Source organism: Pseudomonas chlororaphis subsp. piscium (assembly GCF_003850345.1).
GTDB lineage: Bacteria > Pseudomonadota > Gammaproteobacteria > Pseudomonadales > Pseudomonadaceae > Aquipseudomonas > Aquipseudomonas piscium.
The window spans coordinates 6,086,573-6,111,165 of sequence record NZ_CP027707.1; the positions used below are offsets into that span (position 1 = coordinate 6,086,573).

Annotated in this window: 27 protein-coding genes; 6 read left to right on the forward strand and 21 right to left on the reverse strand. The window is 61.4% G+C overall.

The features are described from left to right. Position 1: 1 nt before the first annotated feature. The 6 genes from C4K38_RS27590 to C4K38_RS27615 are packed head-to-tail and all read right to left on the reverse strand — an operon-like array spanning position 2 to position 5,589. A complete protein-coding gene (locus tag C4K38_RS27590) occupies positions 2–403 on the reverse strand; it encodes a type IV pilin protein (protein ID WP_025807536.1) in 402 nt (133 codons plus the stop codon). 13 nt (positions 404–416) lie between these two features. Next, a complete protein-coding gene (locus C4K38_RS27595) occupies positions 417–3,488 on the reverse strand; it encodes a pilus assembly protein (protein WP_053280982.1) in 3,072 nt (1,023 codons plus the stop codon). Then, positions 3,475–3,951, reverse strand: coding sequence for a pilus assembly PilX family protein (locus C4K38_RS27600; protein WP_231998589.1), 477 nt, complete (start codon positions 3,949–3,951; stop codon positions 3,475–3,477). The genes C4K38_RS27595 and C4K38_RS27600 overlap by 14 nt, the downstream gene beginning before the upstream one ends. Before the next feature lie 11 nt (positions 3,952–3,962). Then, on the reverse strand, positions 3,963–4,673 hold the full coding sequence (locus C4K38_RS27605) for a PilW family protein (RefSeq protein ID WP_053280984.1): 711 nt from the start codon (positions 4,671–4,673) through the stop codon (positions 3,963–3,965). Continuing rightward, a complete protein-coding gene (gene pilV, locus C4K38_RS27610; protein ID WP_053280985.1) occupies positions 4,670–5,122 on the reverse strand; it encodes a type IV pilus modification protein PilV in 453 nt (150 codons plus the stop codon). The genes C4K38_RS27605 and pilV overlap by 4 nt, the downstream gene beginning before the upstream one ends. Beyond that, entirely contained in the window at positions 5,119–5,589 is a 471-nt protein-coding gene (locus tag C4K38_RS27615) for a GspH/FimT family pseudopilin (protein ID WP_053280986.1), read from the reverse strand. Before C4K38_RS27615 ends, pilV begins: the two co-directional genes overlap by 4 nt. Positions 5,590–5,722: 133 nt before the next feature. Between C4K38_RS27615 and C4K38_RS27620 the strand changes: the two genes are divergently transcribed. Continuing rightward, the gene (locus C4K38_RS27620; protein ID WP_053280987.1) at positions 5,723–6,247 is read left to right on the forward strand and encodes a GspH/FimT family pseudopilin; all 525 of its coding nucleotides are present in this window, start codon (positions 5,723–5,725) and stop codon (positions 6,245–6,247) included. On the opposite strand, the gene ispH is transcribed toward C4K38_RS27620, so the two are convergent. From ispH to murJ, 6 genes are all read right to left on the reverse strand, one after another. Then, a complete protein-coding gene (gene ispH, locus C4K38_RS27625; RefSeq protein ID WP_025807544.1) occupies positions 6,248–7,195 on the reverse strand; it encodes a 4-hydroxy-3-methylbut-2-enyl diphosphate reductase in 948 nt (315 codons plus the stop codon). A gap of 123 nt (positions 7,196–7,318) precedes the next feature. Next, the gene (fkpB, locus tag C4K38_RS27630) at positions 7,319–7,756 is read right to left on the reverse strand and encodes an FKBP-type peptidyl-prolyl cis-trans isomerase (RefSeq protein WP_172833189.1); all 438 of its coding nucleotides are present in this window, start codon (positions 7,754–7,756) and stop codon (positions 7,319–7,321) included. A gap of 7 nt (positions 7,757–7,763) precedes the next feature. Further along, the gene (gene lspA / locus C4K38_RS27635) at positions 7,764–8,276 is read right to left on the reverse strand and encodes a signal peptidase II (RefSeq protein WP_025807545.1); all 513 of its coding nucleotides are present in this window, start codon (positions 8,274–8,276) and stop codon (positions 7,764–7,766) included. Next, the gene (ileS, locus tag C4K38_RS27640; RefSeq protein ID WP_053280988.1) at positions 8,269–11,100 is read right to left on the reverse strand and encodes an isoleucine--tRNA ligase; all 2,832 of its coding nucleotides are present in this window, start codon (positions 11,098–11,100) and stop codon (positions 8,269–8,271) included. The genes lspA and ileS overlap by 8 nt, the downstream gene beginning before the upstream one ends. Before the next feature lie 13 nt (positions 11,101–11,113). Continuing rightward, entirely contained in the window at positions 11,114–12,058 is a 945-nt protein-coding gene (gene ribF, locus C4K38_RS27645) for a bifunctional riboflavin kinase/FAD synthetase (RefSeq protein ID WP_053280989.1), read from the reverse strand. A 129-nt stretch (positions 12,059–12,187) separates the two neighbouring features. Beyond that, the gene (gene murJ, locus C4K38_RS27650) at positions 12,188–13,726 is read right to left on the reverse strand and encodes a murein biosynthesis integral membrane protein MurJ (protein WP_053280990.1); all 1,539 of its coding nucleotides are present in this window, start codon (positions 13,724–13,726) and stop codon (positions 12,188–12,190) included. A gap of 253 nt (positions 13,727–13,979) precedes the next feature. Between murJ and rpsT the strand changes: the two genes are divergently transcribed. Then, complete coding sequence (gene rpsT, locus C4K38_RS27660; RefSeq protein WP_009050949.1) at positions 13,980–14,258, forward strand: 30S ribosomal protein S20; 279 nt, start codon at positions 13,980–13,982, stop codon at positions 14,256–14,258. 153 nt (positions 14,259–14,411) lie between these two features. Here rpsT and C4K38_RS27665 read toward each other — a convergent pair whose 3' ends face one another. From C4K38_RS27665 to rplU, 5 genes are all read right to left on the reverse strand, one after another. Beyond that, entirely contained in the window at positions 14,412–14,876 is a 465-nt protein-coding gene (locus tag C4K38_RS27665; protein WP_053280991.1) for a CreA family protein, read from the reverse strand. Positions 14,877–14,886: 10 nt separating this feature from the next. Continuing rightward, a complete protein-coding gene (gene proB, locus C4K38_RS27670) occupies positions 14,887–16,005 on the reverse strand; it encodes a glutamate 5-kinase (protein WP_007924743.1) in 1,119 nt (372 codons plus the stop codon). 150 nt (positions 16,006–16,155) lie between these two features. Further along, a complete protein-coding gene (cgtA, locus tag C4K38_RS27675) occupies positions 16,156–17,379 on the reverse strand; it encodes an Obg family GTPase CgtA (protein WP_007924745.1) in 1,224 nt (407 codons plus the stop codon). Positions 17,380–17,574: 195 nt separating this feature from the next. Continuing rightward, entirely contained in the window at positions 17,575–17,832 is a 258-nt protein-coding gene (gene rpmA, locus C4K38_RS27680) for a 50S ribosomal protein L27 (RefSeq protein WP_003228360.1), read from the reverse strand. A gap of 35 nt (positions 17,833–17,867) precedes the next feature. Beyond that, the gene (gene rplU / locus C4K38_RS27685) at positions 17,868–18,179 is read right to left on the reverse strand and encodes a 50S ribosomal protein L21 (protein WP_007924746.1); all 312 of its coding nucleotides are present in this window, start codon (positions 18,177–18,179) and stop codon (positions 17,868–17,870) included. A gap of 241 nt (positions 18,180–18,420) precedes the next feature. Here rplU and C4K38_RS27690 point away from each other — a divergent pair, with 241 nt between their 5' ends. The 3 genes from C4K38_RS27690 to C4K38_RS27700 all read left to right on the forward strand — a co-directional run bounded on the left by C4K38_RS27690 (position 18,421) and on the right by C4K38_RS27700 (position 20,356). Further along, positions 18,421–19,389, forward strand: a complete 969-nt coding sequence (locus C4K38_RS27690) for a polyprenyl synthetase family protein (RefSeq protein ID WP_009045711.1) — start codon at positions 18,421–18,423, stop codon at positions 19,387–19,389. A 145-nt stretch (positions 19,390–19,534) separates the two neighbouring features. Continuing rightward, a complete protein-coding gene (locus tag C4K38_RS27695; RefSeq protein ID WP_053280992.1) occupies positions 19,535–19,876 on the forward strand; it encodes a zinc ribbon domain-containing protein YjdM in 342 nt (113 codons plus the stop codon). A gap of 207 nt (positions 19,877–20,083) precedes the next feature. Next, complete coding sequence (locus C4K38_RS27700) at positions 20,084–20,356, forward strand: PA4570 family protein (RefSeq protein ID WP_009045712.1); 273 nt, start codon at positions 20,084–20,086, stop codon at positions 20,354–20,356. 98 nt (positions 20,357–20,454) lie between these two features. Here the strand turns inward: C4K38_RS27700 and bamJ are convergent, their stop codons facing one another. From bamJ to C4K38_RS27715, 3 genes are all read right to left on the reverse strand, one after another. After that, complete coding sequence (bamJ, locus tag C4K38_RS27705) at positions 20,455–21,072, reverse strand: BamJ family beta-barrel-assembly machinery protein (protein WP_007924751.1); 618 nt, start codon at positions 21,070–21,072, stop codon at positions 20,455–20,457. Positions 21,073–21,200: 128 nt separating this feature from the next. Continuing rightward, positions 21,201–21,503, reverse strand: coding sequence for a DUF6482 family protein (locus C4K38_RS27710; protein ID WP_053280993.1), 303 nt, complete (start codon positions 21,501–21,503; stop codon positions 21,201–21,203). 135 nt (positions 21,504–21,638) lie between these two features. Next, on the reverse strand, positions 21,639–22,127 hold the full coding sequence (locus tag C4K38_RS27715) for a TIGR00645 family protein (protein WP_053280994.1): 489 nt from the start codon (positions 22,125–22,127) through the stop codon (positions 21,639–21,641). Positions 22,128–22,286: 159 nt separating this feature from the next. On the opposite strand from C4K38_RS27715, the gene C4K38_RS27720 reads away from it, so the two are divergent. Next, positions 22,287–24,119 (forward strand): hypothetical protein, encoded by a 1,833-nt coding sequence (locus tag C4K38_RS27720; protein WP_053280995.1) that lies wholly within the window; start codon positions 22,287–22,289, stop codon positions 24,117–24,119. A gap of 32 nt (positions 24,120–24,151) precedes the next feature. Here C4K38_RS27720 and C4K38_RS27725 read toward each other — a convergent pair whose 3' ends face one another. Then, positions 24,152–24,463, reverse strand: coding sequence for a PA4575 family protein (locus C4K38_RS27725; protein ID WP_007924756.1), 312 nt, complete (start codon positions 24,461–24,463; stop codon positions 24,152–24,154). Between the last annotated feature and the right edge of the window lie 130 nt (positions 24,464–24,593).

The following is a 24,593-nucleotide window of genomic DNA, read 5'->3' on the forward strand; positions in this document are numbered from 1 at the left end:
CTCAGCGTCCCCAGCAGTCTTTGCTGGTCACCCCGTCAGCCATATTGTTGTTACCCATGGCACCGGTGTGGCCAAGGGTGAACTCGCCGCACTTGTCGCCGGCCATCATGCTCTCGCTTTTCGGCGTCGCGGTCAGGGTGAAGCTCTGGTCGGCCAGGACTGGCGTGATGCTGTAGTCATCGTTGCCGGTGCTGAGGCCCGGAGCGTTGCTGTAGACACCGCCCTTGGAATGAAAGCGCTCGAGGCTCTGCGCCTGTTCCGACAGCAGGCCGGCAATCTGCGTGCGATGGGTTTTCTTCACGTACTCGGTGATGCTGGGAAGGCTCAGGGTGACGACGAGCCCGATGATCGCAATCACGATCATGATTTCGATCAGGGTAAAACCTTGGTTGGATCTACGCATGCCTCACTCTCACTTACTGTATTTGTCGCCACATGATGCGGCGGCTGCCACCGCCCGGTTTCTCGACCAGGGAGGCAATACCGCCGCCGGAATCGCTGACAATTTTGCGGGTAGCGCGGTTAAGGACACCGCTCAACGCAGGAATGCCGCCGGTAAAGATGACACCACTGGAAGGCGCGTCCAGGCCATCGACCACTTCATCGCCATTGGTGTCGAGCACCGCGTCATCGAGCATCTTACCGCTGAATGCGTCCAGCTCGACCAATTTGCCGTTGCCCGCGCTGGAACAAGGATCGCCCGCCTCGACAGCCGCGGTGCTGAAGACAATGCGACCCGCCACCAGCGTGGCCGGGTTGATGACCCGCTCACCGCTCGACGCCTCTCCCAGCGGCAGGTACCAGCCCTTCTCGGTCGGATAACTGACGTCCGCTTGGCTGCTGGTGATATAGGAACCCGCACTGCCGGCAAACAGCCCGGTGATCGCTTGCGCCTGCAGATCAGCCACGGTAACCCGGCCCACCCCGCCCGGGGCATCCCAGACCGCGTAGAAGCCCTGGGCATCCTTGTTGCGCTTGTCGGCCAGTTCGCTGAGTTTGCCGGTACCGAACAGCACCAGCTTGCCGCCCTCGGGATGATCCACCAGTAACGGCTGCGCTGTGATCGGCTGAGTCGCGCCACCGGGAGCGCTGAACAACGGAGCGCCGCCAAAGGCCGGGCCCCAGCTGTCCGGCGCCGGAGCGCTCAAATCGAACTTCCACAGATGCCCCTGGAGATCGCCGCCATAGGCCGCCTGGACCACATTCTGGCTGTCCACCCGCAACTTCACCGAAGACAAGCCGTTCTCCTGCCCATTGCCGTCGACCAGGACTTTCCTGATCAGCGAACCGTCGCGAATATCCACCACATACAGGGCGGCCACCCCGGAATGGCTGCCATAACCATTGCCGATGAAGGCCGCCCAGCGCCCGTCGGCCAAGCGTGCCACTTCCGGGCGGGCGTAGGCATAACCCAGATCATTGAGCGGGTGGTTGATATCGGCTACCCCAGGCGCGGCGATTTCCCACAGCGCCTGGGGCGTATTGCCGGCCTGGCCAAACAGTTGCACCGCGTAAAACGTCTTGCCGCCGGCCCCCGTGCCCGCCAGCGCCAGGGTTGCCCAGGCCGTGCCGAGCTGGGCATCGACTACCGCCACCGGACCATCGGCCAAGAACCGGTGACGATCGCCATTGGCATAACCGGGATCGGTGATGTGCTGCAGCAGCGGTAAGACACTGGAAGGCATATAGGCGTAGCGACGCCGGCCATTCGCCGGGTCGATCAGCGAAAGCAGGCCGTCATTGGCGTTGACCAGCAGGCTCGGGGTCATGCCTTGGGCCTTGCTCGCCAGGTAGGCGCTATAGCCGCTGTCGCCCTGCAGATCGGCGGCGTCCTGCGCGGTCGGCGCCGCCATGACCAGCGGCGAGTTGACGATATCCCCCAGCAGGAGGGTACGCACCTTGAGCCCAGCCCGGTTCACCCCCTGGCTCCAGGCCAATAGATCGGCCGCGGTGATGCCGGGAGGCAAGTTCTGAGCGAGCACGGCCTGCTGCGCGCCGGACAACTGGTCATGGCGCAAGGCAACGGCGGTCCGGTTGGCGCTGTTCCAGGTCTGGAAGATCCCGGGCGACGCACTGGGTACTAACGTCGAGTCCGTACTCCATAGCGGCGAACCGGTATCGATCGCGCCGGCGGGGCTGATGCCGTATGCCCTGATGGTGCCGTGCCAATCGACGGGATCATAAGATGCCTGGAAATAACTCGAACCGCTGGCCAGCCCGGCGGCACCGGCTGTGGCACTGCCTGCCTGGGCCGCGGAAGCCGAAACCTCGCCCAGGGCCGAGGCCAGTGCGACATCGAGCCCAGCCTTGTCAGTCACCGGATAGAACTTGCCCCGACCATAGGTTGCCGCATCCACCAGCATCGGGTACTGCGCGTTGAGACCGATGGTGTAAGTATTCATATGCTGTTGCGCGAAACCCGCCGAATCCCAGCTTTTACCCGCGATATCCAGGCCTGCTGCACGCATATCGATATCCACCGCCAGCTTGGCGATGTCATCCAGATACAGGCTGCTGCCCTCCTCGTTGCCGCCGGGATTAATGCCGTCATTGGGCACCCCGTCCCAATCGGGCAGGCGGGTAGCCCCCTGGGGTTCACGGGAGGGGAAACTGTGGTCGTAGCTGGGCAGCCCATCGGTCACCACCAGGCCGTAATTGCGCTGGCAGCGATACTCGATCGGGCTGCCATAGGTGGACGGCGTGCTGTTGTAGTAAGGCGTCAAGCCACGAAAATAACGACTGATCTCGTAATAGGTTTCCGCCAGCGGCGCCTCGGCGGAGGCCCTGAGCCCACCGATAGCGGACAGTAATGCCTGGTAGTTGCTGTCGGCCTGAGCCTGGCTGACCTGATCGCCGACCGGTGCCAGATCGCTGATGGCGCGCACGATGCGCCCACCCGGCGCCAAATCGCCGCCCGTTGGCGGGTTGAAGCTCGCCAGGCCGATGCGCAGCGCACGGTTGTCAGCCACCAGACTGCTGGCGGCCTCACGAACCAGGTTCATCCGGTCCTGAACGGGAATCGAGCCATCGGTGAAGTCGCGGTCACGGCCGTCGGCCAGGGCAAGCAGATAGGCCAAATAGGCAGCCGAATAACGGGTGCTGCCACGCCCTGCCGGATCAGGCAGCTTGAGGCACTGTGGCCGGGCATTGTCGCGGTAGAACCCGACATAACCGCTGGCGCAGCCCGCCTGGCTCAGCGTTGAAAGGGCAATCGACTCTGTACTCAAACTGGCTCCAGACAGGCATTCGCCCGCCTGCATCCGGCAGGGCCGGACCGGCGCCCGCGCCAGCCCGGGATCGAAGCCCGGGGCATAGACAATGCTGCTCATGCTCTGCGAATCGTCGAGCAGCAGCATTACATTCGGCGCCACCGCCGCCGCATTCGCCAAGGGCGCCTGGGCCGGGGTGAAGCCGTAGGCCGGGGCACTCAGATACAGGCCCAGTAAAGCGCCAGCCAGCAATCCTCTAGGCCTTTCAGTACTTGGCATAGACGCTCTCCAGCACGCTGCGCGAGTGGCCAGCCAACCCGACGGCAGTCACCCGATACAGGGTCGCCGAAGTGTTGCTCGGCACATTGACCGCCCCCAGCGTCGTGCCGATGTTCTGCACACCGTAAAAGCCGTTAGCGGTAGCGATCCAGGTCACGCCCGAATGACTGTTATGGCCCGCGGCGCTGATGACCGCGGATTCGCCGGGTGGCGCGCACTGGCCGCTGGTACAGACCAGCAACGAATAGCTGTCCTGCTGCACCGCGCTCTCGCCAATGCGCAGGGCCATCTCCGCCGCCTGGAACGACTGGTTGCGCAGCCACAGGCCGCCGGACATCTTTTCCTGCAAGGTGGCGTTCTGCATCGACGAAATGCCGATCAAGGTCAGCAGCAACAGAAACACCAGGCTCATCAGCAGCGCCATGCCGCGCTGCGCCCCCGGAGCCGTTCGATACGAAGTCATCGGCAACTCACTCACAACAGGCGATTACGCAAGGCGGCCACCACATTGAACGTCTGCGGCCGCACGCGCGCCTGGGGATCGCTCAGGGTCAGGCTCAAACGCACGCTGCGGACCCGCGCCGGGTCGCCTGGATCGCGGCTGTAACTGGAGGCCGCGACATCCGTGGCTGTGCTGGCGATGCCGAACGACACATCGAAAGCGCTGACATTGTTCACCAGCACCGCCTGACTGGAGCCGGTACCGGTGCCCATCAGCAGTTGATCGTTCTTCAGGCTGTACACCAGGCGCCGCACCGCAAACGCCTGCTGCCCCGTGGGGGCCTTGCGGGCTCCGGTGTAGGCGGTGGCGCTGTTGCGGCAATCGCTCAACACGGTCCAGGTCGGGGCGCCACCGCTGTCGCCGATATCGGCCGTGACCAGCGTCAGCCGGTGGTTGACGTTGTCCCAACGGATCGGTGTTTGTGCATGGCCGGCGAAGTCCGAGGCGGTGCTGGAATCGGCGATGCTCTGCAGACAGCCGAACATGCCGACCATGCGTATTTCCTGGAGCATCTTGCTCAACACGAAGCGCGCGTCTTCTTGCAGGCCGGCCGAGGCGTTCTGGCTGAGGTAGGTGTTTTTGGCCGAGATGAAAATCTGCGTCACACCCAAGGCCACGATCAGGCTCAACGCCAGCGCCACCAGCATCTCGATCAGGCCGAAGCCTCGGTCCCCGCGCCTCATTGCTTGCCCCCCGGATCCACCGCCACCCGGCTGCTCAAGACAAAGCTGCGGGAGCCTTCAGGCTGGGCAGAGGCATGGGCGGCGCGGGAGTCATCCCAGGTGATGCTGATGGTGAACACACCCTGCTTGAGGCTGATATGACCCTCGGCGGTCGGCCCACCAAAGCTCTCGATATTGCGCTTGAAGTCATAGAGGTCCTGGTCCCGGACCACGCTGAAATTGCCGGTATCGGGCGCCGCCACGGTGTAGTCCGCGGCGCTGTTGGCGCGGATGCGATCGAGCATGTCATAGGCAATGAAGCTGGCCTGACTGGTCATCAATGCACTGTCGGTGTAGCGCAGGGCATTGAGCTGGACCGCCGCCGCGCCGAGCAGGCCCACGCCGAGAATCAGCACCGCCACCAGCACCTCGATCAGCGTCATCCCGGCCTGCACGCTCCTGCCCGTCATTTGCACTCCCCGCCTACCGCTATCCGTCCGTTCAGGCACAGCGTGATCGTCCTGTGTTGCCCGCCCAGCACATAGGTCATGACCGGCGGGACCGCTGCCGATACGCCGCCGAGCGCGTTGAATCCGATGCTGTCGAATTCAGAGGTTAGCGTCAGCCGGGCGCCGCGACTGACCGCGGGAACAACCCGCAATACATTCGTCGCCGTTCCGTCGCCTTGATAAATCGACAGCCCCCGGCTCCAGTCCGAATCCACCGCAGCCGGGCGCAGGTGAACCGGCAAGCCGCTGTCGATCGCCTCCAGACGCGCGTAATTCAAGCTGCGCAGCAGTTCGCTGATGTCGCTGTCGGCCTTGGCGCGCTGCGCCATCTGACTGAACGCCGGAACCACCAGGGTCAACAAAACCGCCGAAACTGCCAGGGCCACCAGCAATTCGATCAGCGTGAACCCCTCTGTGCGGTAACGCATGCCATCCCCTTGAGCGGCCAGCGGCTATAACTGGCTCTAGCACTTCGAACCTTCATAGACCGAGGGTTCGCGGTTTTGCTCAATGGCCGGACAAGGATTGTCCGGACCTGTCGCGCTCCATGGAGGGAGAACCATGCTGCAGAAGGGTTTCGGCCTGATCGAAATAATCGTCGGCCTGGCGCTCGCCAGCCTGCTGATGCTGTTCGCCACCACCTCATTCGGGGAGTTATTCCAGTCGGCACGCCGGCTGGATGCCGCGCAGATGCTTGCCAGCGGTATCCGCAATGCGCGCACCGAAGCCATCCTGCGCCAGCAGCAGACGGTCATTCACGGGTTGAACGACGACTGGAGCCAGGGCTGGCGGATCATTCTGGATATCAGTGGCGAGGGTTCGCAGGACAGCGATAACCCGGTGCTGCTTGAACGCCGCGTGGACGCCCGGGTGGCGATTGTCGGCAATCGCCCGGTGCAGCATTTCGTGCGTTTCAGTGGCCTGGGCGATCCGCAGCTGCCCAGCGGCGCCTTTCAGGCCGGGACGCTGCACATCTGCGCGGCCGATCCGGGAACGAGCCAACACCAGGTGGTGCTTTCTCGCAGTGGGCGGGTCAGCCTGCGCAGCGACAAGGCCGCGCAGGCGTTATGCGACAGGCAGGGCTGATCAGAGCAGCGAACGAACGCGCAGCTCTTTGGGCATTGAGAAGGTGATGTTTTCTTCGCGGCCGGCCAGTTCGTCGGCACCGGTGGCGCCCCAGGCGTGCAATTGCTCGATCACGCCCCGCACCAGCACCTCGGGAGCCGAAGCCCCGGCGGTGATGCCGATACGCTCGACGCCGTCGAACCAACTGCGCTGCATATCCTCGGCACCGTCGATCAGGTACGCCGGCGTGGCCATGCGCTCGGCCAGCTCACGCAGGCGGTTGGAGTTGGAGCTGTTCGGGCTGCCCACCACCAGCACCACATCGCATTCGTCGGCCAGTTGCTTGACCGCGTCCTGACGGTTCTGGGTGGCGTAGCAGATATCGTCCTTGCGTGGCCCGCCAATGGCCGGGAAACGCTCGCGCAGGGCATCGATGACCCGGCTGGTGTCGTCCATCGACAAGGTGGTCTGGGTCACGAACGCCAGCTTTTCAGGGTTGCGCACCTGCAGGTTGGCGACGTCTTTCTCGTCCTCCACCAGGTAGATCGCGCCGCCATTACTGGCGTCGTACTGGCCCATGGTGCCTTCGACTTCCGGGTGGCCGGCATGGCCGATCAGGATGCATTCGCGACCGTCGCGGCTGTAGCGGGCCACTTCGATATGTACCTTGGTCACCAGTGGGCAGGTCGCGTCGAAGACTTTCAGGCCACGGCCCGCCGCTTCGCTGCGCACGGCCTGGGAAACGCCGTGGGCGCTGAAGATCACGATGACGTCATCCGGCACCTGGTCCAGCTCCTCGACAAAGATCGCTCCGCGAGCGCGCAGGTCTTCGACGACAAATTTGTTGTGCACCACTTCATGACGCACGTAGATCGGCGGCCCGAAGACCTCCAGGGCGCGATTGACGATTTCGATCGCGCGGTCCACGCCAGCGCAGAAGCCACGGGGGTTGGCGAGTTTGATTTGCATGCTGTGCCTCGTGTCTTGCGGGCAAGGAATATTCGGTGCAACCGCTTCGCGATTGCTCGCACGCCAGCTCGCGCCTACAGCACCCCTGGGGAGACTGTAGACGCAAGCCGGCTGGCGATGCCTTTAAAGCGCCTTAACGTCGATGATCTCGACATCAAAGGTCAAGGTTTTACCGGCCAACGGATGGTTGAAGTCAACCGTCACCTGGGCGTCGTCAAAAGCTTTGACCACACCTGGCAGCTCGGTATTGGCCGCATCGTTGAAGATCACCAGCAGGCCTTCGGACAGTTCCATATCCTGGAACTGCGAACGCGGGATGATCTGCACGTTTTGCGGGTTCGGCTGGCCAAAGGCGTTTTCCGGCTCGATGGTCAGGTTACGCTTGTCGCCCGCCTTGAAGCCGAACAGGGCCGCTTCAAAACCTGGCAACAGGTTGCCGTCACCGACCTTGAAGGTCGCCGGGGCCTTGTCGAAGGTGCTGTCCACCGTGTCGCCGTTCTCCAGGCGCAATGCGAAATGCAAAGTGACTTCCGTGTTCTGGCCGATGCGTTGTTCAGCCAATACCTGTTCAGTCATGAACGGCTTCTCCGGTTTTCTTGCTTTTGAACATATCCAGCGCAAGCATCACCGCACCCACGCTGATGGCGCTGTCGGCGAAGTTGAACGCCGGGAAATACCAGCGGTTCTGCCAATGCACCAGGATGAAATCGATCACATGGCCCAGGGCGATGCGGTCATACAGGTTACCCAGCGCGCCACCCAGCACCAGTGCCAGGGCGACCGCCAGCCAGGTTTCGTTGCGCCCCAGGCGCTTGAGCCAGACCACCAGCACCGCGCTGACCACCACCGCGATCAGGGCGAACAACCAGCGCTGCCAGCCCGAGCTGTCGGCCAGGAAGCTGAACGCCGCACCAGTGTTGTAGGCCAGGGTCCAGCTGAAGTAATCCGGGATCACCACGATCTGCTGGTACATCGACAGCGAGCTTTCGAAGTGCAGCTTGCTGGCCTGGTCGATGACCAGCACCAGCACGCTCAACCACAGCCAGCCCAGACGGCCGAAACGGCCCGCGGCATTAGGCATAGTGACGAACCTCGCCTTCGCCGCTGATGTTGTCGACGCAGCGGCCGCAGATTTCCGGGTGCTCAGGGTGCACGCCGACATCTTCACGGCAGTGCCAGCAACGGGCGCACTTGGCGAAGCTCGACTTGACCACTTTCAGCTTGAGGCCGGCGACTTCGGTTTCCACAGCATCCGCCGGGGCCTGCACGAAAGGCGCGACGCTGGCGGTGGAGGTGATCAGCACGAAGCGCAGCTCGTTGCTCAGCTTGGCCAGGTCGGCACTCAGCGCTTCTTCGGCATACAGGGTCACTTCGGCTTGCAGGTTGCCACCGACGGCCTTGGCCGCGCGCTGGATCTCCATTTCCTTGTTGACCGCGACCTTGACCGCCATGATCCGCTCCCAGTAGGCACGGTCCAGCTCGAAGCCTTCCGGCAGCTCGCTGAGGCCCTGGTACCAGGTGTTGAGCATCACCGACTCGTTGCGCTCGCCCGGCAGGTACTGCCACAGCTCGTCGGCGGTGAAGGCGAGGATCGGCGCGATCCAGCGCACCAGCGCTTCGGAGATGTGGAACAGCGCGGTCTGGCACGAACGACGAGCCTTGCTGTTGGCGCCAGTGGTGTACTGGCGGTCCTTGATGATGTCCAGGTAGAAACCGCCCAGTTCCTGCACGCAGAAGTTGTGCACCTTGGAGTAGACGTTCCAGAAACGGTATTCGCCGTAGTGCAGTTCCAGCTCGCGCTGCAGCAGCAGGGTACGGTCCACGGCCCAACGGTCCAGGGCGAGCATTTCCTCGGCCGGCAGGATATCGGTGGCCGGGTTGAAGCCGCTCAGGTTGGAAAGCAGGAAGCGCGCGGTGTTGCGGATACGCCGGTAGGCGTCGGCGCTGCGCTGCAGAATCTGGTCGGAAACCGCCATTTCACCGGAGTAGTCGGTGGCCGAGACCCACAGGCGCATGATGTCGGCGCCCAGGGTGTCGTTGACCTTCTGCGGCGCGATCACGTTGCCCAGGGACTTGGACATCTTGCGGCCGTTCTCGTCGACGGTGAAACCGTGGGTCAGCAGTTCGCGATACGGCGCATTGCCATCGATCGCGCAGCCGGTCAGCAGGGACGAGTGGAACCAGCCGCGGTGCTGGTCGGAACCTTCCAGGTACAGGTCGGCACGCGGACCGCTGGCGTGGCCCATCGGGTGCGAGCCGCGCAGTACGTGCCAGTGCGTGGTACCGGAATCGAACCAGACGTCCAGGGTGTCGCTGATCTTGTCGTATTGCGGGGCTTCATCGCCCAGCAACTCGGCCGCGTCCATCTTGAACCAGGCTTCGATGCCTTCGTGCTCGACGCGCTTGGCCACTTCTTCCATCAGTTCGACGGTACGTGGGTGCAGGTCACCGCTTTCCTTGTGCAGGAAGAACGGGATCGGCACGCCCCAGTTGCGCTGACGGGAGATGCACCAGTCCGGACGGTTGGCGATCATCGAGTGCAGGCGCGCCTGGCCCCAGGCCGGAACGAACTGAGTCTCTTCGATGGCCTGCAACGCGCGCTGGCGCAGGGTGTTGCCGCTGGTCGGCTGTTTGTCCATGCCGACGAACCACTGCGCGGTGGCGCGGTAGATCAGCGGGGTCTTGTGGCGCCAGCAGTGCATGTAGCTGTGGCTGATGGTTTCGGTGTGCAGCAGCGCACCGACTTCAGTCAGCTTGTCGACGATGGCCGGGTTGGCCTTCCAGATGAACTGGCCGCCGAAGAACTCCAGCGAGGTGGCGTATACGCCATTGCTCTGTACTGGGTTGAGAATGTCGTCGTTGACCATGCCGTAACGCTTGCAAGTCACGAAGTCGTCTTCACCGTAGGCTGGCGACGAGTGAACCACACCGGTACCGGCGCCCAGCTCGACGTATTCAGCCAGGTAGACCGGCGACAGACGATCGTAGAACGGGTGACGGAAGTTGATCAGCTCCAGCGCCGAACCCGGGGCGGTGGCGATGACCGAGCCTTCCAGGTTGTAGCGGGCCAGGCAGGACTCCACCAGCTCTTCGGCCAGGACCAGCAGCTTGTCGCCAGCATCGACCAGGGCGTAGTTGAACTCAGGGTGAACGTTCAACGCCTGGTTGGCCGGGATGGTCCACGGAGTGGTGGTCCAGATCACGATCGAAGCCGGCTTGCTCAGCTTGGCCAGGCCAAAGGCGGCGGCCAGCTTGTCTGCATCAGCGATCGGGAAGGCCACGTCGATGGTCGAGGATTTCTTGTCCTGGTACTCGACTTCCGCTTCAGCCAGGGCCGAACCGCAGTCGAAACACCAGTTCACCGGCTTGAGGCCCTTGAACACGAAACCACCCTTGACCATTTCCGCCAGGGCACGGATTTCCCCGGCTTCGTTGGCAAAATCCATGGTCTTGTACGGGTTGGCCCAGTCGCCCAGCACGCCCAGGCGGATGAACTCGGCCTTCTGGCCCTCGATCTGCTCGGTGGCGTAGGCGCGGCACAGCTCACGGGTCTTGTCCGAGGACAGGTTCTTGCCGTGGGTGACCTCGACCTTGTGCTCGATCGGCAGGCCGTGGCAGTCCCAGCCCGGAACATAAGGCGCGTCGAAGCCCGCCAGGGTCTTCGAGCGGATGATCATGTCCTTGAGAATCTTGTTGACCGCATGACCGATGTGAATCGAGCCGTTGGCGTAGGGCGGACCGTCGTGAAGAACGAACTTCGGACGATCCTTGCCAATTTCGCGCAACTTACCGTACAGGCCAATGCTGTCCCAGCGCTGCAGAATCTGCGGTTCGCGCTGAGGCAGGCCGGCCTTCATTGGGAAGGCGGTGTCCGGAAGGTTTAGCGTGGCTTTATAGTCGGTCATTTAAGGCTCTTCATTAGCGATTGGCGCTATGGATACGTGCAACTTCGGCACGGGCGGCGGCGACATCCGCATTGATCGCCGTCTTCAGCGCCTCCAGAGAGGCGAAACGCTGCTCTTCACGCAGCTTGTGGTGGAAAACCACCGTCAAACGCCGGTCATACAGATCGCCGGCAAAATCTAAAAGATGGACTTCCAGGTGGGCCTTGCCATCACCTGCTACCGTCGGCCGCACGCCAATGTTAGCAACGCCCGGCCAGGTCTTGCCGTCGATATCGACATTGACCAGGAACACCCCGGACAGCGGTACACGACGGCGTTTGAGCTGCACATTGATGGTTGGCGTACCCAACTGGCGCGCCAGCTTCTGCCCGTGCAGGACCCGCCCGGCGATGCGGAACGGGCGACCGAGCAGACGCTCGGCCAATACGAAATCGGCAGCCGCCAGCGCATTGCGGACCTGGGTGCTGCTGACGCGCAGGCCATCCAGTTCGACGGTCTGCGCGGCCTCGACGGTAAAGCCGTGGGTGATGCCGGCTTTTTGCAGGAAATCGAAGTCACCAACCCGGTCGCAACCGAAGCGAAAATCGTCGCCGACTTCCAGATGCTGCACACCCAGGCCGTCGACCAGGATGGTCTCGACGAATTCACTGGCGCTGAGCTTGCTCAAACGCTGGTTGAACGCCAGGCACAGGACCCGGTCGACGCCCTCCTCGGCCAGCAGCTGCAGCTTGTCGCGCAAGCGTGCCAGACGGGCCGGAGCGGTATCCGGAGCAAAGAATTCGCGCGGCTGCGGCTCGAATATCACCACGCAGCTGGGCACGCCCAACTCAAGCGCACGCTCACGCAGCCGGCCCAGGATAGCCTGGTGACCACGGTGAACACCGTCGAAGTTGCCAATAGTGGCGACACAGCCCCGATGCTGGGGGCGCAGGTTGTGGAGGCCTCGGACCAGCTGCATAACGCGCTTCTTGCTCATAAAGTGGTCGATTATAACCACACCCGACGGCCGGTGACAGGCAACAGCACGCGCCAAAGTGATCGAACCGACAAAACCACTGCCTCGCCGGTGTTCAAGTGCCCCAGGACCTCAGTGCAACGCCTTGCGATTGAAGTCGCGCAGGCGGAAGCCGAGCAACGCCAGCATGCCGAAATAAGCCACCACACCCGCCACCACCAGCACGCCCAGACGCAGGAAGCGCGCAAGCATGTGGCCCTGGTCCCAGGCCGGCATGAACTGCATCAGCCCCAACAGCACCGCCGTCATCACGCTCACCGCGACGATCAGCTTGAGGGAAAACTTGCCCCACCCAGGCTGCGGCAGGAACATCTGCTGCTTGCGCAGTTGATAGAACAGCAAACCAGCGTTGATACAGGCCCCGGCGCTGATCGCCAGCGCCAGGCCCGCATGTTTCAGCGGACCGATGAACGCCAGGTTCAGCAGTTGCGTGACGATCAGGGTGAAAATCGCGATTTTCACCGGGGTACGGATGTTCTGCTGGGCATAGAAGCCCGGCGCCAGCACCTTGATCACAATGATCGCGAGCAAGCCGACCGAATACGCGACCAACGCACGCTGGGTCATCGATGCATCGAAGGCGCTGAACTGGCCGTACTGGAACAGCGATACCGTCAGTGGCTCGGCCAGAATCCCCAGCGCCAGCGCGCAAGGCAGCACCAGCATGAAGCACAGGCGCAGGCCCCAATCGAGAATCCGCGAATATTCATGCCGATCCTTGTTGGCGTAAGTCTTGGCCAGCGTCGGCAGCAGGATAGTGCCCAGCGCCACACCCAAAACCCCCGAAGGCAGCTCCATCAGGCGATCGGCGTAATACATCCAGGATACCGAACCGGCCACCAGGAACGAGGCGAAGATGGTGTTGATGATCAACGAAATCTGGCTTACCGAGACCCCGAGAATGGCCGGCAGCATCTGCTTCAGCACCCGCCAGACCCCGGTGTCGCGCAGGTTCAGGCGCGGCAGCACGAGCATGCCGATCTTCTTAAGATGCGGCAGCTGATACAGCAACTGCGCCAGGCCACCCGCCAGCACCGCCCAGCCCAGGGCCATGACCGGCGGATCGAAATAAGGTGTCAGGAATACCGAAAAGACGATCATGGCGATGTTCAGCAATGTCGGCACGAACGCAGGGACCGAAAAGCGGTTCCAGGTATTGAGGACCGCCCCCGCCAGCGAGGACAACGAGATCAGCAATATATAAGGAAAGGTCACGCGCAACAGATCGGTGGTCAGCGTGAATTTTTCCGGGGTATCGACAAAACCTGGCGCCGTCACCCAGATCACCCAGGGCGCGGCAAGGATCCCCAGCGCCGTGACCAGTGCCAGTACCAACGTCAGCAGGCCGGAGACATAGGCAATAAAGGTCCGGGTCGCTTCCTCACCCTGCTGGCTTTTGTATTCCGCCAGGATCGGCACAAAGGCCTGGGAGAAGGCGCCCTCGGCAAAGATGCGGCGCAGCAGGTTGGGCAGCTTGAAGGCGATGAAGAAGGCGTCCGTCGCCATGCCGGCGCCGAACGTACGCGCAATGATGGTATCGCGCACGAACCCCAGAACCCGGGAAATCATGGTGATAGAGCTGACAGCGGCCAACGACTTGAGCAAGTTCATGAAAAGGTTTTTTGCCTGTAGATAAACAGCAGGCGAACAATGCGCCCACTTGTGCGATACTCCGCGCCGCAACAGCACAGAGCCAAAGCTCGCGAGTTTACAGGTCAAGCGCCGGAAATAAATATCCCGCCTCTTCAGATCCAACCACTCAGCGGAACGCATCAGCTGCCCTTGACAAGCCTTCAACTCATCGGCATGATTCGCGGCCTATTTTGTTTGCTATTTCCCAAAAAGTCTTTCGAGGAGCTCGACGGTGGCCAACTCACCTTCCGCCAAAAAACGTGCAAAACAGGCTGAGAAGCGTCGCAGCCACAACGCCAGCCTGCGTTCCATGGTTCGTACCTACATCAAGAATGTAGTTAAAGCCATCGACGCAAAAGACGCTGAAAAAGCGCAAGCTGCTTATGTTCTGGCCGTGCCAGTTATCGACCGCATGGCCGATAAAGGCATCATCCACAAGAACAAAGCTGCTCGCCATAAAGGCCGCCTGAATGGCCACATCAAGGCTCTGAAGCTTGCTGCTGCAGCCTAAGCGACACGCTTGTTAAAAAACCGACCTCAGGGTCGGTTTTTTATTGCCTGCGATTTGCTGTTTTTGACTACCGAACCATTACCACAAGCAATCGAACATCGACCGGCAGCCCCTGCAGGGCATAACCACTGCAGGAGCAAGCCTTGAAGGCCGTTACGGGTTCTGCGCCCAAGGCAGGATCGGAATCGCCGTCACCGCGTTCTGCGGACTGCCCTCGATCAGCCGATCGCTATAGACCAGATACACCAGGGTATTGCGCTTCTTGTCGAGGAAACGCACCACCTGCATGGTCTTGAACACCAACGAAGTGCGCTCCTTGAACACCTCTTCGCCATCCTTGAGCTCACCCTTGAAGCTGATCGGGCCGACCTGGCGACAAGCGATGGAGGCCTCGGCGCGATCCTCCGCCAGTCCCAACCCGCCCTTCACGCCACCGGTCTTGGCGCGCGACAGGTAGCAGGTCACGCCCTCCACCTTCGGATCATCGAAAGCCTCGACCACAATGCGGTCGTTGGGCCCGACAAACTTGAACACCGTCGACACCTGGCCGATCTCTTCAGCGGAGGCCAGCAGCGGCATCGCCAGCAGCAACCCCAACAATCCTTTTGCTACGCGCATTGGTTTTTCCTTAGACCAGAATCAGGTTGTCACGATGAACCAGCTCAGGCTCGGCCATGTACCCCAGCAAACCGACAATCGCATCAGAGGACTGACCGATGATTTTTTGCGCCTCCAGGGCGCTGTAGTTGGCCAGGCCGCGGGCGATTTCACGCCCGTCCGGCGCCACGCACACCACCATTTCACCACGGCGGAAGCTGCCCTGAACCAGCTTGACCCCCACCGGCAGCAAGCTCTTGTTACCCTGGGACAAGGCCGACACCGCACCATCGTCCAGCACCAGGGTGCCACGGGTTTGCAGGTGCCCAGCCAGCCATTGCTTGCGCGCCGCCAGCATGCCGCGCTCAGGCGACAGCAAGGTACCCAGGCGCTCACCCGCTTTCAGGCGATCCAGCACGCGCTCCAGACGCCCACCGACAATGATGGTGTGCGCCCCGGAGCGGGCCGCCAGGCGCGCCGCGCGCAGCTTGGTCTGCATGCCACCGCGCCCCAGCGCACCACCGGTACCGCCCGCCACCGCGTCCAGCGCAGGATCGTCGGCGCGCGCCTCGTAAATCAGCTGGGCATCGGGATTGTTACGCGGATCGGCATCGAACATGCCGTCGCGGTCAGTGAGAATCACCAGCAGATCGGCCTCGACCAGGTTGGCCACCAGGGCCGCCAGGGTGTCGTTGTCACCGAAGCGGATCTCATCGGTAACCACGGTGTCGTTTTCATTGATGACCGGAATCACCTTGAGCTCGACCAGCGCACGCAAGGTGCTGCGGGCGTTCAGGTAACGCTTGCGATCGGACAGGTCGTCATGGGTCAGCAGGATCTGCGCGGTATGCAAGCCATGCTCGGCAAAGCTCGACTCCCAGGCCTGCACCAGGCCCATCTGACCAATGGCCGCGGCCGCCTGCAGTTCATGCATCGCACTCGGTCGTGCGGTCCAGCCCAGACGGCTCATGCCGGCCGCGACCGCGCCGGAGGAAACCAATACCAGCTCGACGCCAGCCTCATGCAAGGCCACCATCTGCTCGACCCAAACGCCCATTGCCGCGCGATCCAGCCCTTTGCCGTCCGCCGTCAGCAGTGCGCTGCCGATCTTCACGACCCAGCGCTGCGCACCTGTCACCTTACTCCGCATCTTCTTCAACCTTAGCTTGAGAGCCACGCGACCGAGCGCGCCCATAAGTTATTCGTGGCTACGTTTCTTGATACTAAGCTTCTTGATACTACGTTTCCTGGATACTAAAACGCCGCTCAGTGAGCGGCGCTTGTAGTTTACTGCAACGAATCAGTCGCGGACGTAAATGATTTCCGGACCATCTTCGTCATCCACATCTTCTTCATCCCAGTCATCGTCGCCGATGTCATGCACGCTCTTCACGCCACTGCGGCGCAGGGCACGCTGGTCGTCCAGAGCCTGCAGCTGGGCACGCGCCTCGTCCTCGATGCGCTGATCGAGCTCTGCCAACTCGTCGGCATAAGCCGGGTCGGCCGCCAGACGATCGGCACGATCCTCCAGATAACGCATGATGTCGCGACTCAGGCGCTCGGTACCGTCTTTGGAAATGGCCGAGATCACATATACCGGACCGGTCCACTCCAGGCGATCGACGATCTCCTTGACCCGCGCCTCATGCTCTTCCTCGAGGATCTGGTCGCACTTGTTCAGCACCAGCCAGCGATCACGCTCAGCCAGGGACGGGCTGAACTTGGTCAGCTCGTTGACGATCACTTCCGCGGCATCGGCCGGGCTGCTTTCATCCAGCGGCGCCATGTCCACGAGATGCAGCAGCAGGCGGGTACGCGCCAAGTGCTTGAGGAAACGGATACCCAGGCCCGCACCATCCGAAGCGCCTTCGATCAAGCCCGGAATGTCGGCGATCACGAAGCTCTTCCAGCGGTCGACACTGACCACGCCCAGGTTCGGCACCAGGGTCGTGAACGGATAGTCGGCCACTTTCGGCTTGGCTGCGGACACCGAGCGAATGAAGGTGCTCTTACCGGCATTCGGCAAGCCCAGCAGACCAACATCCGCCAGCACTTTCAGCTCCAGCTTGAGGTCACGCTGCTCACCCGGCTTGCCCGGAGTGGTCTGGCGCGGCGCACGGTTGGTACTGGACTTGAAACGGGTGTTACCCAGACCGTGCCAACCGCCCTGCACCACCAGCAAACGCTGACCGGCCTTGGTCAGGTCACCGATCACTTCCTGGGTACCGGCATCGATCACCGTGGTGCCGACCGGTACGCGCAGCTCGAGATCCTCACCTTTCTTGCCGGTGCAATCGGTACTGCCGCCATTGGAGCCGCGCTCGGCGTCGAAATGGCGGGTGTAGCGGTAGTCCACCAGGGTGTTGAGGTTCTCGTCGGCGATCATGTAGATCGAGCCGCCGTCACCACCGTCACCACCGTTCGGACCACCGTTTTCGATGAACTTTTCCCGACGGAAACTCATGCAGCCATTGCCGCCGTCGCCAGCTTTTACTCGGATCGAAACTTCATCAACGAACTTCATAACAAAACGCCTCTCGCCGCACGGGCGAGCCGAAAAACACTAAGACATAAGACTCTTGCAAAAATGAGCGCAGCGACCCCGATCAACGGCCATAACATCCAGCGCTGGCAGCCCATACAAACAGTTTTGCAAGAGACTCACCCCACAAACGAAAAAGCCCCGTCGCAAGACAGGGCTTTTCCAGCGATCGCGCAATTAAGCTGCGACAACGCTCACGTAACGACGACCGAAGGCGCCTTTTACTTCAAACTTGATCACGCCTTCGATTTTCGCGAAGAGGGTGTGATCTTTACCCATGCCAACGCCGTAGCCAGCGTGGAATTGGGTGCCGCGCTGACGCACGATGATGTTGCCGGCCTTGATGACCTGGCCGCCATACATCTTCACGCCAAGGCGTTTGGCTTCTGAGTCGCGACCGTTACGGGTACTACCACCAGCTTTTTTGTGTGCCATGAGTTCAATTCTCCTAGTGAGGAATTAGGCTGAAATTAAGCCTGAATACCGGTGATTTTGATCTCGGTGAACCACTGGCGGTGGCCCATACGCTTCATGTGGTGCTTACGGCGACGGAACTTGATGATGCGGACTTTATCGTGACGACCTTGGGAGATCACTTCAGCCTTGACGGTTGCGCCAGCAACAACAGGTGCGCCGATGTTCACGTCGTCGCCATTGGCAACCAACAGAACGCGGTCAAAAGTCACGGATTCGCCAGTGGCGATTTCCAGTTTTTCGATCTTCAGGTATTCACCTTCAGCGACCTTGTATTGCTTACCGCCGGTAACGATTACTGCGTACATGGTATTTCTCCGATAATCCTGCTCACCCAGCTCTTTATAAGAAGAGGTATTGGCTGGCATGGCTGCATGGGGCTGGAACGGCCCAAGTGCAATTGCGTAAGGCAGGTGCTGCCCAGGAAGTTCAGGGTGCGCGATTGTACGCAAGCTGTCTTGGCGATGCAAGGGGCCGTCCATCGCGCCTTGACAGCCCCGGACGTGGGTCCTAGCATGCCGCGCAACCCTTCTGGAGCACCTGTCGCTGATGCAACCCCAAGCTTTCTACCGCGCGGTGGCGGACGATTTTAGCGCCGTCGACGGCATCATCAAGAAGCAGCTGACCTCCCGAGTACCGCTGGTATCGAAAATCGGCGACTACATTACCTCGGCCGGGGGTAAACGCCTGCGTCCTTTATTGGTGCTGCTATGTGGCAAGGCCCTGGGTCGCGAAGGCGACGACCTGCGCCTGCTGGCCGCCACCATCGAATTCCTGCACACCGCCACCCTGCTGCATGACGACGTGGTCGACATGTCCGGCATGCGCCGTGGCCGCTCGACCGCCAACGCCATGTGGGGCAACGCCCCGAGCGTGCTGGTGGGCGACTTCCTGTACTCGCGCTCCTTCGAAATGATGGTCGAGCTGGGCTCGATGCCGGTGATGAAGATCCTTTCCCAAGCCACCCGCATCATTGCCGAAGGCGAAGTGCTGCAGCTGTCGAAAGTCCGAGATGCCAGTACCACCGAAGAAACCTACATGGAAGTCATCCGCGGCAAGACCGCGATGCTCTTCGAGGCCTCGACCCACAGCGCCGCCGCCCTGGCCGGCGCCACCGAAGAGCAGAGCGAAGCCCTGCGCACCTTCGGCGATCACCTGGGCGTGGCCTTCCAACTGGTGGACGACCTGCTCGACTACCGTGGCGACGCGGAAACCCTGGGCAAGAACGTTGGCGACGACCTGGCCGAAGGCAAGCCGACCCTGCCGCTGATCTACACCATGCGCGAAGGCACGCCGGAACAGGCGGCCCTGGTGCGCCAGGCGATCCAGAAAGGCGGTATCGAGGATCTGGAAAGCATTCGCGCTGCCGTGGAAGCCTCCGGCTCCCTGGACTACACCGCGCAACTGGCCCGCGACTATGTCGCTCGCGCCATCGCCTGCCTGGAAGCCCTGCCGCCGAGCGAATACCGCGACGCGTTGGTGGAACTGAGCGAATTCGCTGTAGCCCGCACGCACTAAAATTCGATCGCAAGCCCGCTCCTGCCCTGCGCAGGAGCGGGCTTGCTCGCGATGCTTTCTCGCCCAATCCCCCGCGATCCCCCTTCCCCGTGCAAAACCTTATATAATGTGCGCTTTTTAGCCTTCCTGAATCCGAGGAGCCTTAGTGAGCACGTTGCCACCCTGCCCGAAATGCAATTCCGAATACACCTATGAAGACGGCACCCAACTGGTCTGCCCGGAATGCGCCCACGAATGGTCCGCCAATGGCGAGGCCGAGGCCGCATCCGATGAAACCGTGAAAAAAGACTCGGTCGGCAATGTCCTGCAAGACGGCGACACCATCACCGTGATCAAGGACCTCAAGGTCAAGGGCACCTCGCTGGTGGTCAAGGTCGGCACCAAGGTCAAGAACATCCGCCTGTGCGATGGCGACCACGACATCGACTGCAAGATCGACGGTATCGGCCCGATGAAGCTCAAGTCCGAGTTCGTTCGCAAGGTCTGATATTCCGGCTATCGCCCCGTGCCAGGCACGGGGTGAAGCCCTCCCCGCCCCTGCCAAATTCCCCTCATTTCCCGCCACATATCAAAAGGCCAGCCCTTTTGACCCACAACAATTTCCACACAGAAAAAAGCAGAAACCGCCAATAGGTACTTGCTATTCATTGAATAAGAATTATTCTCATTGAAACCCATCAAGGAGATGAGACTCATGACTTATTTGATCGACGCATGGCTGGACCGCCCACACCCTTACCTGCGAATCCTGCATCGGGAAACCGGGGAAGTCTGTGCGGTACTGGAAGAAGAAGCCTTGAACGAGCTGCAGGATCAGGGCGACCTGGACCTCAACGGCCTGAGTTCCAGCGAGCCGGTGGTGCTCAAGGAACTGGTACGCAACCTGTTTCTGTTCTGCTATGCACGGGCCTTGCGCCCTGCCGGAACAGCCGAAGGGCAAGGCCTGAGCGCAAAAATACGCCTATGACCCCGCCTAAACCCTCTGCCAAGGCAGACCTGCTCACGATCCGTGCACCGCAAACACGGCACATGGATCGCGAGCACGCTCAGCCCGGCAGCTGAGGCTTACAGAACGTCGAGCAGCTCGACGTCAAACACCAGAACGCTGTGCGGCGGGATACTGCCCACGCCTTGCGCGCCGTAAGCCAGCTCGCTCGGCACGTACAGACGCCATTTGCTACCGGCATTCATCAGTTGCAGCGCCTCGGTCCAGCCAGCGATCACGCCGCCGACCGGGAATTCCGCAGGCTGGCCGCGCTCGTAGGAGCTGTCGAACACAGTGCCGTCGATCAGGGTGCCGTGGTAGTGGGTACGCACGCTGTCTTCACGGGATGGCTTGGCGCCTTCGCCCTGGGTCAGCACTTCGAACTGCAGGCCGGAGGCCAGAGTGGTGATGCCTTCACGCTTGGCGTTTTCAGCCAGGAAAGCCAGGCCCGCGCCGGCAGCGGCTTCAGCCTTGGCAGCGGCTTCGGCCTGCATGATTTCGCGGATCACCTTGAAGCTGGCGGACATTTCTTCCTGGCCTACACGGCTAGGCTTGCCGGCGAACGCGTCGGTCAGGCCGGCCAGGATGGCGTCCAGGCTCACGCCCGGTGGCGGGTTGTCACGCAGCTGGTCGCCCAGCTGACGGCCGATACCGTAGCTGACGCGGGTTTCGTCGGTGGACAGATTTACTTCGGACATGACACTGCTCCGCTGTGCGGACGGCTCGGAAATCCGCCGTGCGTACACAGCGCATCCCGGGACGCCCGGAACCAAAAGGGCGAGCAGACTAGCACAGATGCCACGGCGATGAACGTGCGTCCCGCCTGTCAGACCGAGCGGACGGCGAGGGGCACCCGCAGGCTGTCATCGCTATCGGCCGAGAGGCCGCACATCTCGTCATGCACTGAGGCGTGGATCAGGTTGAAGGGTAACTTGGGAAAGGCGTGCAGCACTTCCCGGGCATGCTCCACCGAACGCAGATGCAACATCTGACCGTGGGCGTCGCTCAAGGGGTAGGCCGCCCCATGCATCCGTGCCTCGAGCAGATAGATGCCGCCTTCGAGAGAGATCAGGTTCAGCTCGTCGATTTTTCCGGCGACGGCATAAGCATTCAACTCGTGCAGGTTCATGAGTGCACCTCGCGCAGTTCAAGCCCGTGACTTTTACAGGGATATGCCTCGGCCGGTAAAAGCACAAGCCACAAACGACGCCGCCCGTCCGTTTCACAACGGCCGGGCGGCGCGGCTACAGCGGTGATCAGGCGATCAGTGCTTGGTCAGCTTGTCCAGATAGCCCATGGCGAAAGCCGAAATCACGAAGGTCATGTGAATGATCACGTACCACATCAGGTACTGCGGCTCGATGTTCTTCGCGTCCATGAATACCCGCAGCAGATGGATCGAGGAGATCGCCACGATGGACGCAGCCACCTTCATCTTCAGCGAGGAGGAGTCCATCTTGCCCAGCCAGCTGAGCTTTTCCTTGTCCTCGTCGATGTCCAGTTGAGACACGAAGTTCTCGTAGCCGGAGATCATCACCATCACCAGCAGGCCGCCCACCAGCGCCATGTCGATCAACGACAGCAGCACCAGGATCAGATCCGACTCGGCCATGGAGAACACGTTGGGAATGACGTGAAAGACTTCCTGGAAGAACTTCAAGGCCAGGGCGAGCAGCCCCAACGACAGACCAAAGTAGATCGGCGCCAGCAGCCAGCGCGAGGCGTACATTGCATTCTCGATAAAACGTTCCATTGAATCTCACACAGGTCTGAAAACGGCGGCGAGTATATCAGCCGGCCAAAAGCCCATAAACCGCAACCAAATCCATTACCTGCGCGTCTGCCAAAGCGTTTTCTGCTAGTGTCGGAAACACTTGAACAGCTCAATGACATCGGACAGGAAGCCTGGAGAATGGATTTGCGATTGCCTTTGGCGGGTACCGGCCTGTGTATCGCGGTACTGCTCAGCAGCGGCTGCTCGCCCAGCGACGAGAAGCAGCAAGTCAGCCTGGAACAGAAAACCGCACAGTTCGAACAATCCCTGGACGCCATCCAGGACCCCAAGCTCAAGGACGCCATCGCCGACCTGGGCGGTTCGCTGCTACTGCTCGAACGCGCGCAACTGCGGCTCAAGAACAAGCCCATCGAGACCGAATACGGCGATGACGCCCTGGCCCTGCTCAAGCACTACCCCAGCCCGCAGGCCCTGGTCGACACCTACCTCAACGGTCTGTTCGTACTGCGCAAGACCTCCAATTCCGACTACCTGACCGACCTGCAGCCGGTGTTCCCCTTCAGCTTCAACATGCCGGCACAATTCCCATTCCCCCATGGCCTGGAATGGCAGTCCGTGACCCTGAGCAACGGCAAGGTCATCGCCTTCCAGCCCGAATGGTCGGAAACCAATCCCGGCATCCAGCTGAGCCCGTCCAGCTCCAACCTGACCAATCCGGATGACCTGACGGTGACCTACCCATTCATCGAAGGCCTGGAAATCGAAAACAAGAACCAGCCCCAACCCGTGACGCTGCAAGGCAAGGCCGAAGTGATCGCGCCACATCAGGTTCTCACCTTCGAGCTGAGCAAGGCCAATATCGGCCAGCAACGCAGCGACAAGAACGTCAGCGTGAAACTGCTGTCCCTGGACAAGAACAGCGCCGAAATCGAGTTGACCAACAGCGCCCCACTGCCGCCCGAGCTCAGCGAGACACCGCTCAACCCATTGCTAGTGCAGGCACGCGACACTACCGGCCAGATCCTTTCGCGCTCCGGTTCGATCAACGAGAACAGCCAACAGATCGCCTTCTACGCCAAGCAGCTCGCCGAAATGCAGAAGCAGAAGGCCTGGAGCCAAGCGTTCGAGCAGCAGCTTGAAGAGGAGCGCAAAACCTTCGAGCGCGAGCAGCACAGCCATTACACCAAGGTGTATTTCAACGGCCTGATCGACAAGCTCGAAGTCAACGTGCTGGATTTCTCCGCTGCCACCGTCACCCGTAAAGACCTCAATCTGCCGGTGCGCCGCTTCGACCCTCTGACCACCGACAGCAAGATCCAGCCCCTGCCCATGCCGGTAGTGGTGTATGACGATCAGGCGCCTAACTACCTCAAGGGCGCCAACCTCGACGAAGAAACCTTGAAGAAAAGCGTGGTCGTGCATCAATCCACCGAGGACGCCAGCGCGGCGCGGATCGAGTTCGACCACCCGAAAACCTTCAATGACGAGTTGCTGGGCACGTCCTTCTCTACCAGCGACAGCCCGGTGACCTTCTTCACCCAGAACGAAAATGGCAAACGCGGCGAGCCCATCGAACTGCCATCGGAGGCGGTCGAGGTCGATCCGTTGCGTAGCTCGATCACTTACGACCTGACCCTGTTTCCGGAAACCCCGGCTTACGCCGTCGGTGCGATCCCACTGTTTCTGGCCAGCATCGAGAAGAAAGCCTTGCCGGTCAGCCAACTGCCCAAAGGGCTGGAGCTGCGGGGCAATGCGCTGATCGTCGACCAACGCCTGTTCCCGGCCGAGGCCTGGCGCTTCTATGCCAAGGACGGCAGCGGCCAGTATTTGAAGGAAATTCTTGCGGTCAGCCATGAGGCGCCGGCAAAGGGTCCGGCCTCGTTCGACGTGCATTACTTCTATGGGCAGCCCAGCGAACTGGAAACCTACCAGCGCAGCGAGCTCAACACCGTCGAATATGGCTTTGAGGTCAAGCTCGACAAGCTGGAGAACCCACCACCCGCCGAGTAGGACTCAGCGGTAGGGGGAAACGGGAAATCGCGTCAATGGCGGCAGCGTTCGCCATTGATCTGCCGTAGTTGCGCCTGAAGGTGCAGGCACCAGATCTGCGGGTCGTCGGCCAGCTCATAGCCGTGGGTGGTCAGGCTTTCGACGATGGAATCAAGGATGGATTCGGCCACGCTGGGACCGCAGAAAGGTCCCTGGGCCTTGATGGCCGAAGGTTGCTCACCGGCCATTCCAGCCGCGAACAGTAGGGTCCACATTCCGTTATCTCCCGCCAGCGGGCGGATACTGCACTCGATACGGGTGACCAGGCCAAGACACTGGCGGGTAAGGCAGAGGTTGCGCGACATGGCGGCGACCCTCGGTAGATCCGGTATTCAGCCCTCATGTGAAGACTGTTTCGATCCAGTGACGACTGTCGTTCTCCTGCCCTGAGAATAGGAAGAAAAGACTGAGAAGCAAAGTTGACCGGCTGAACAG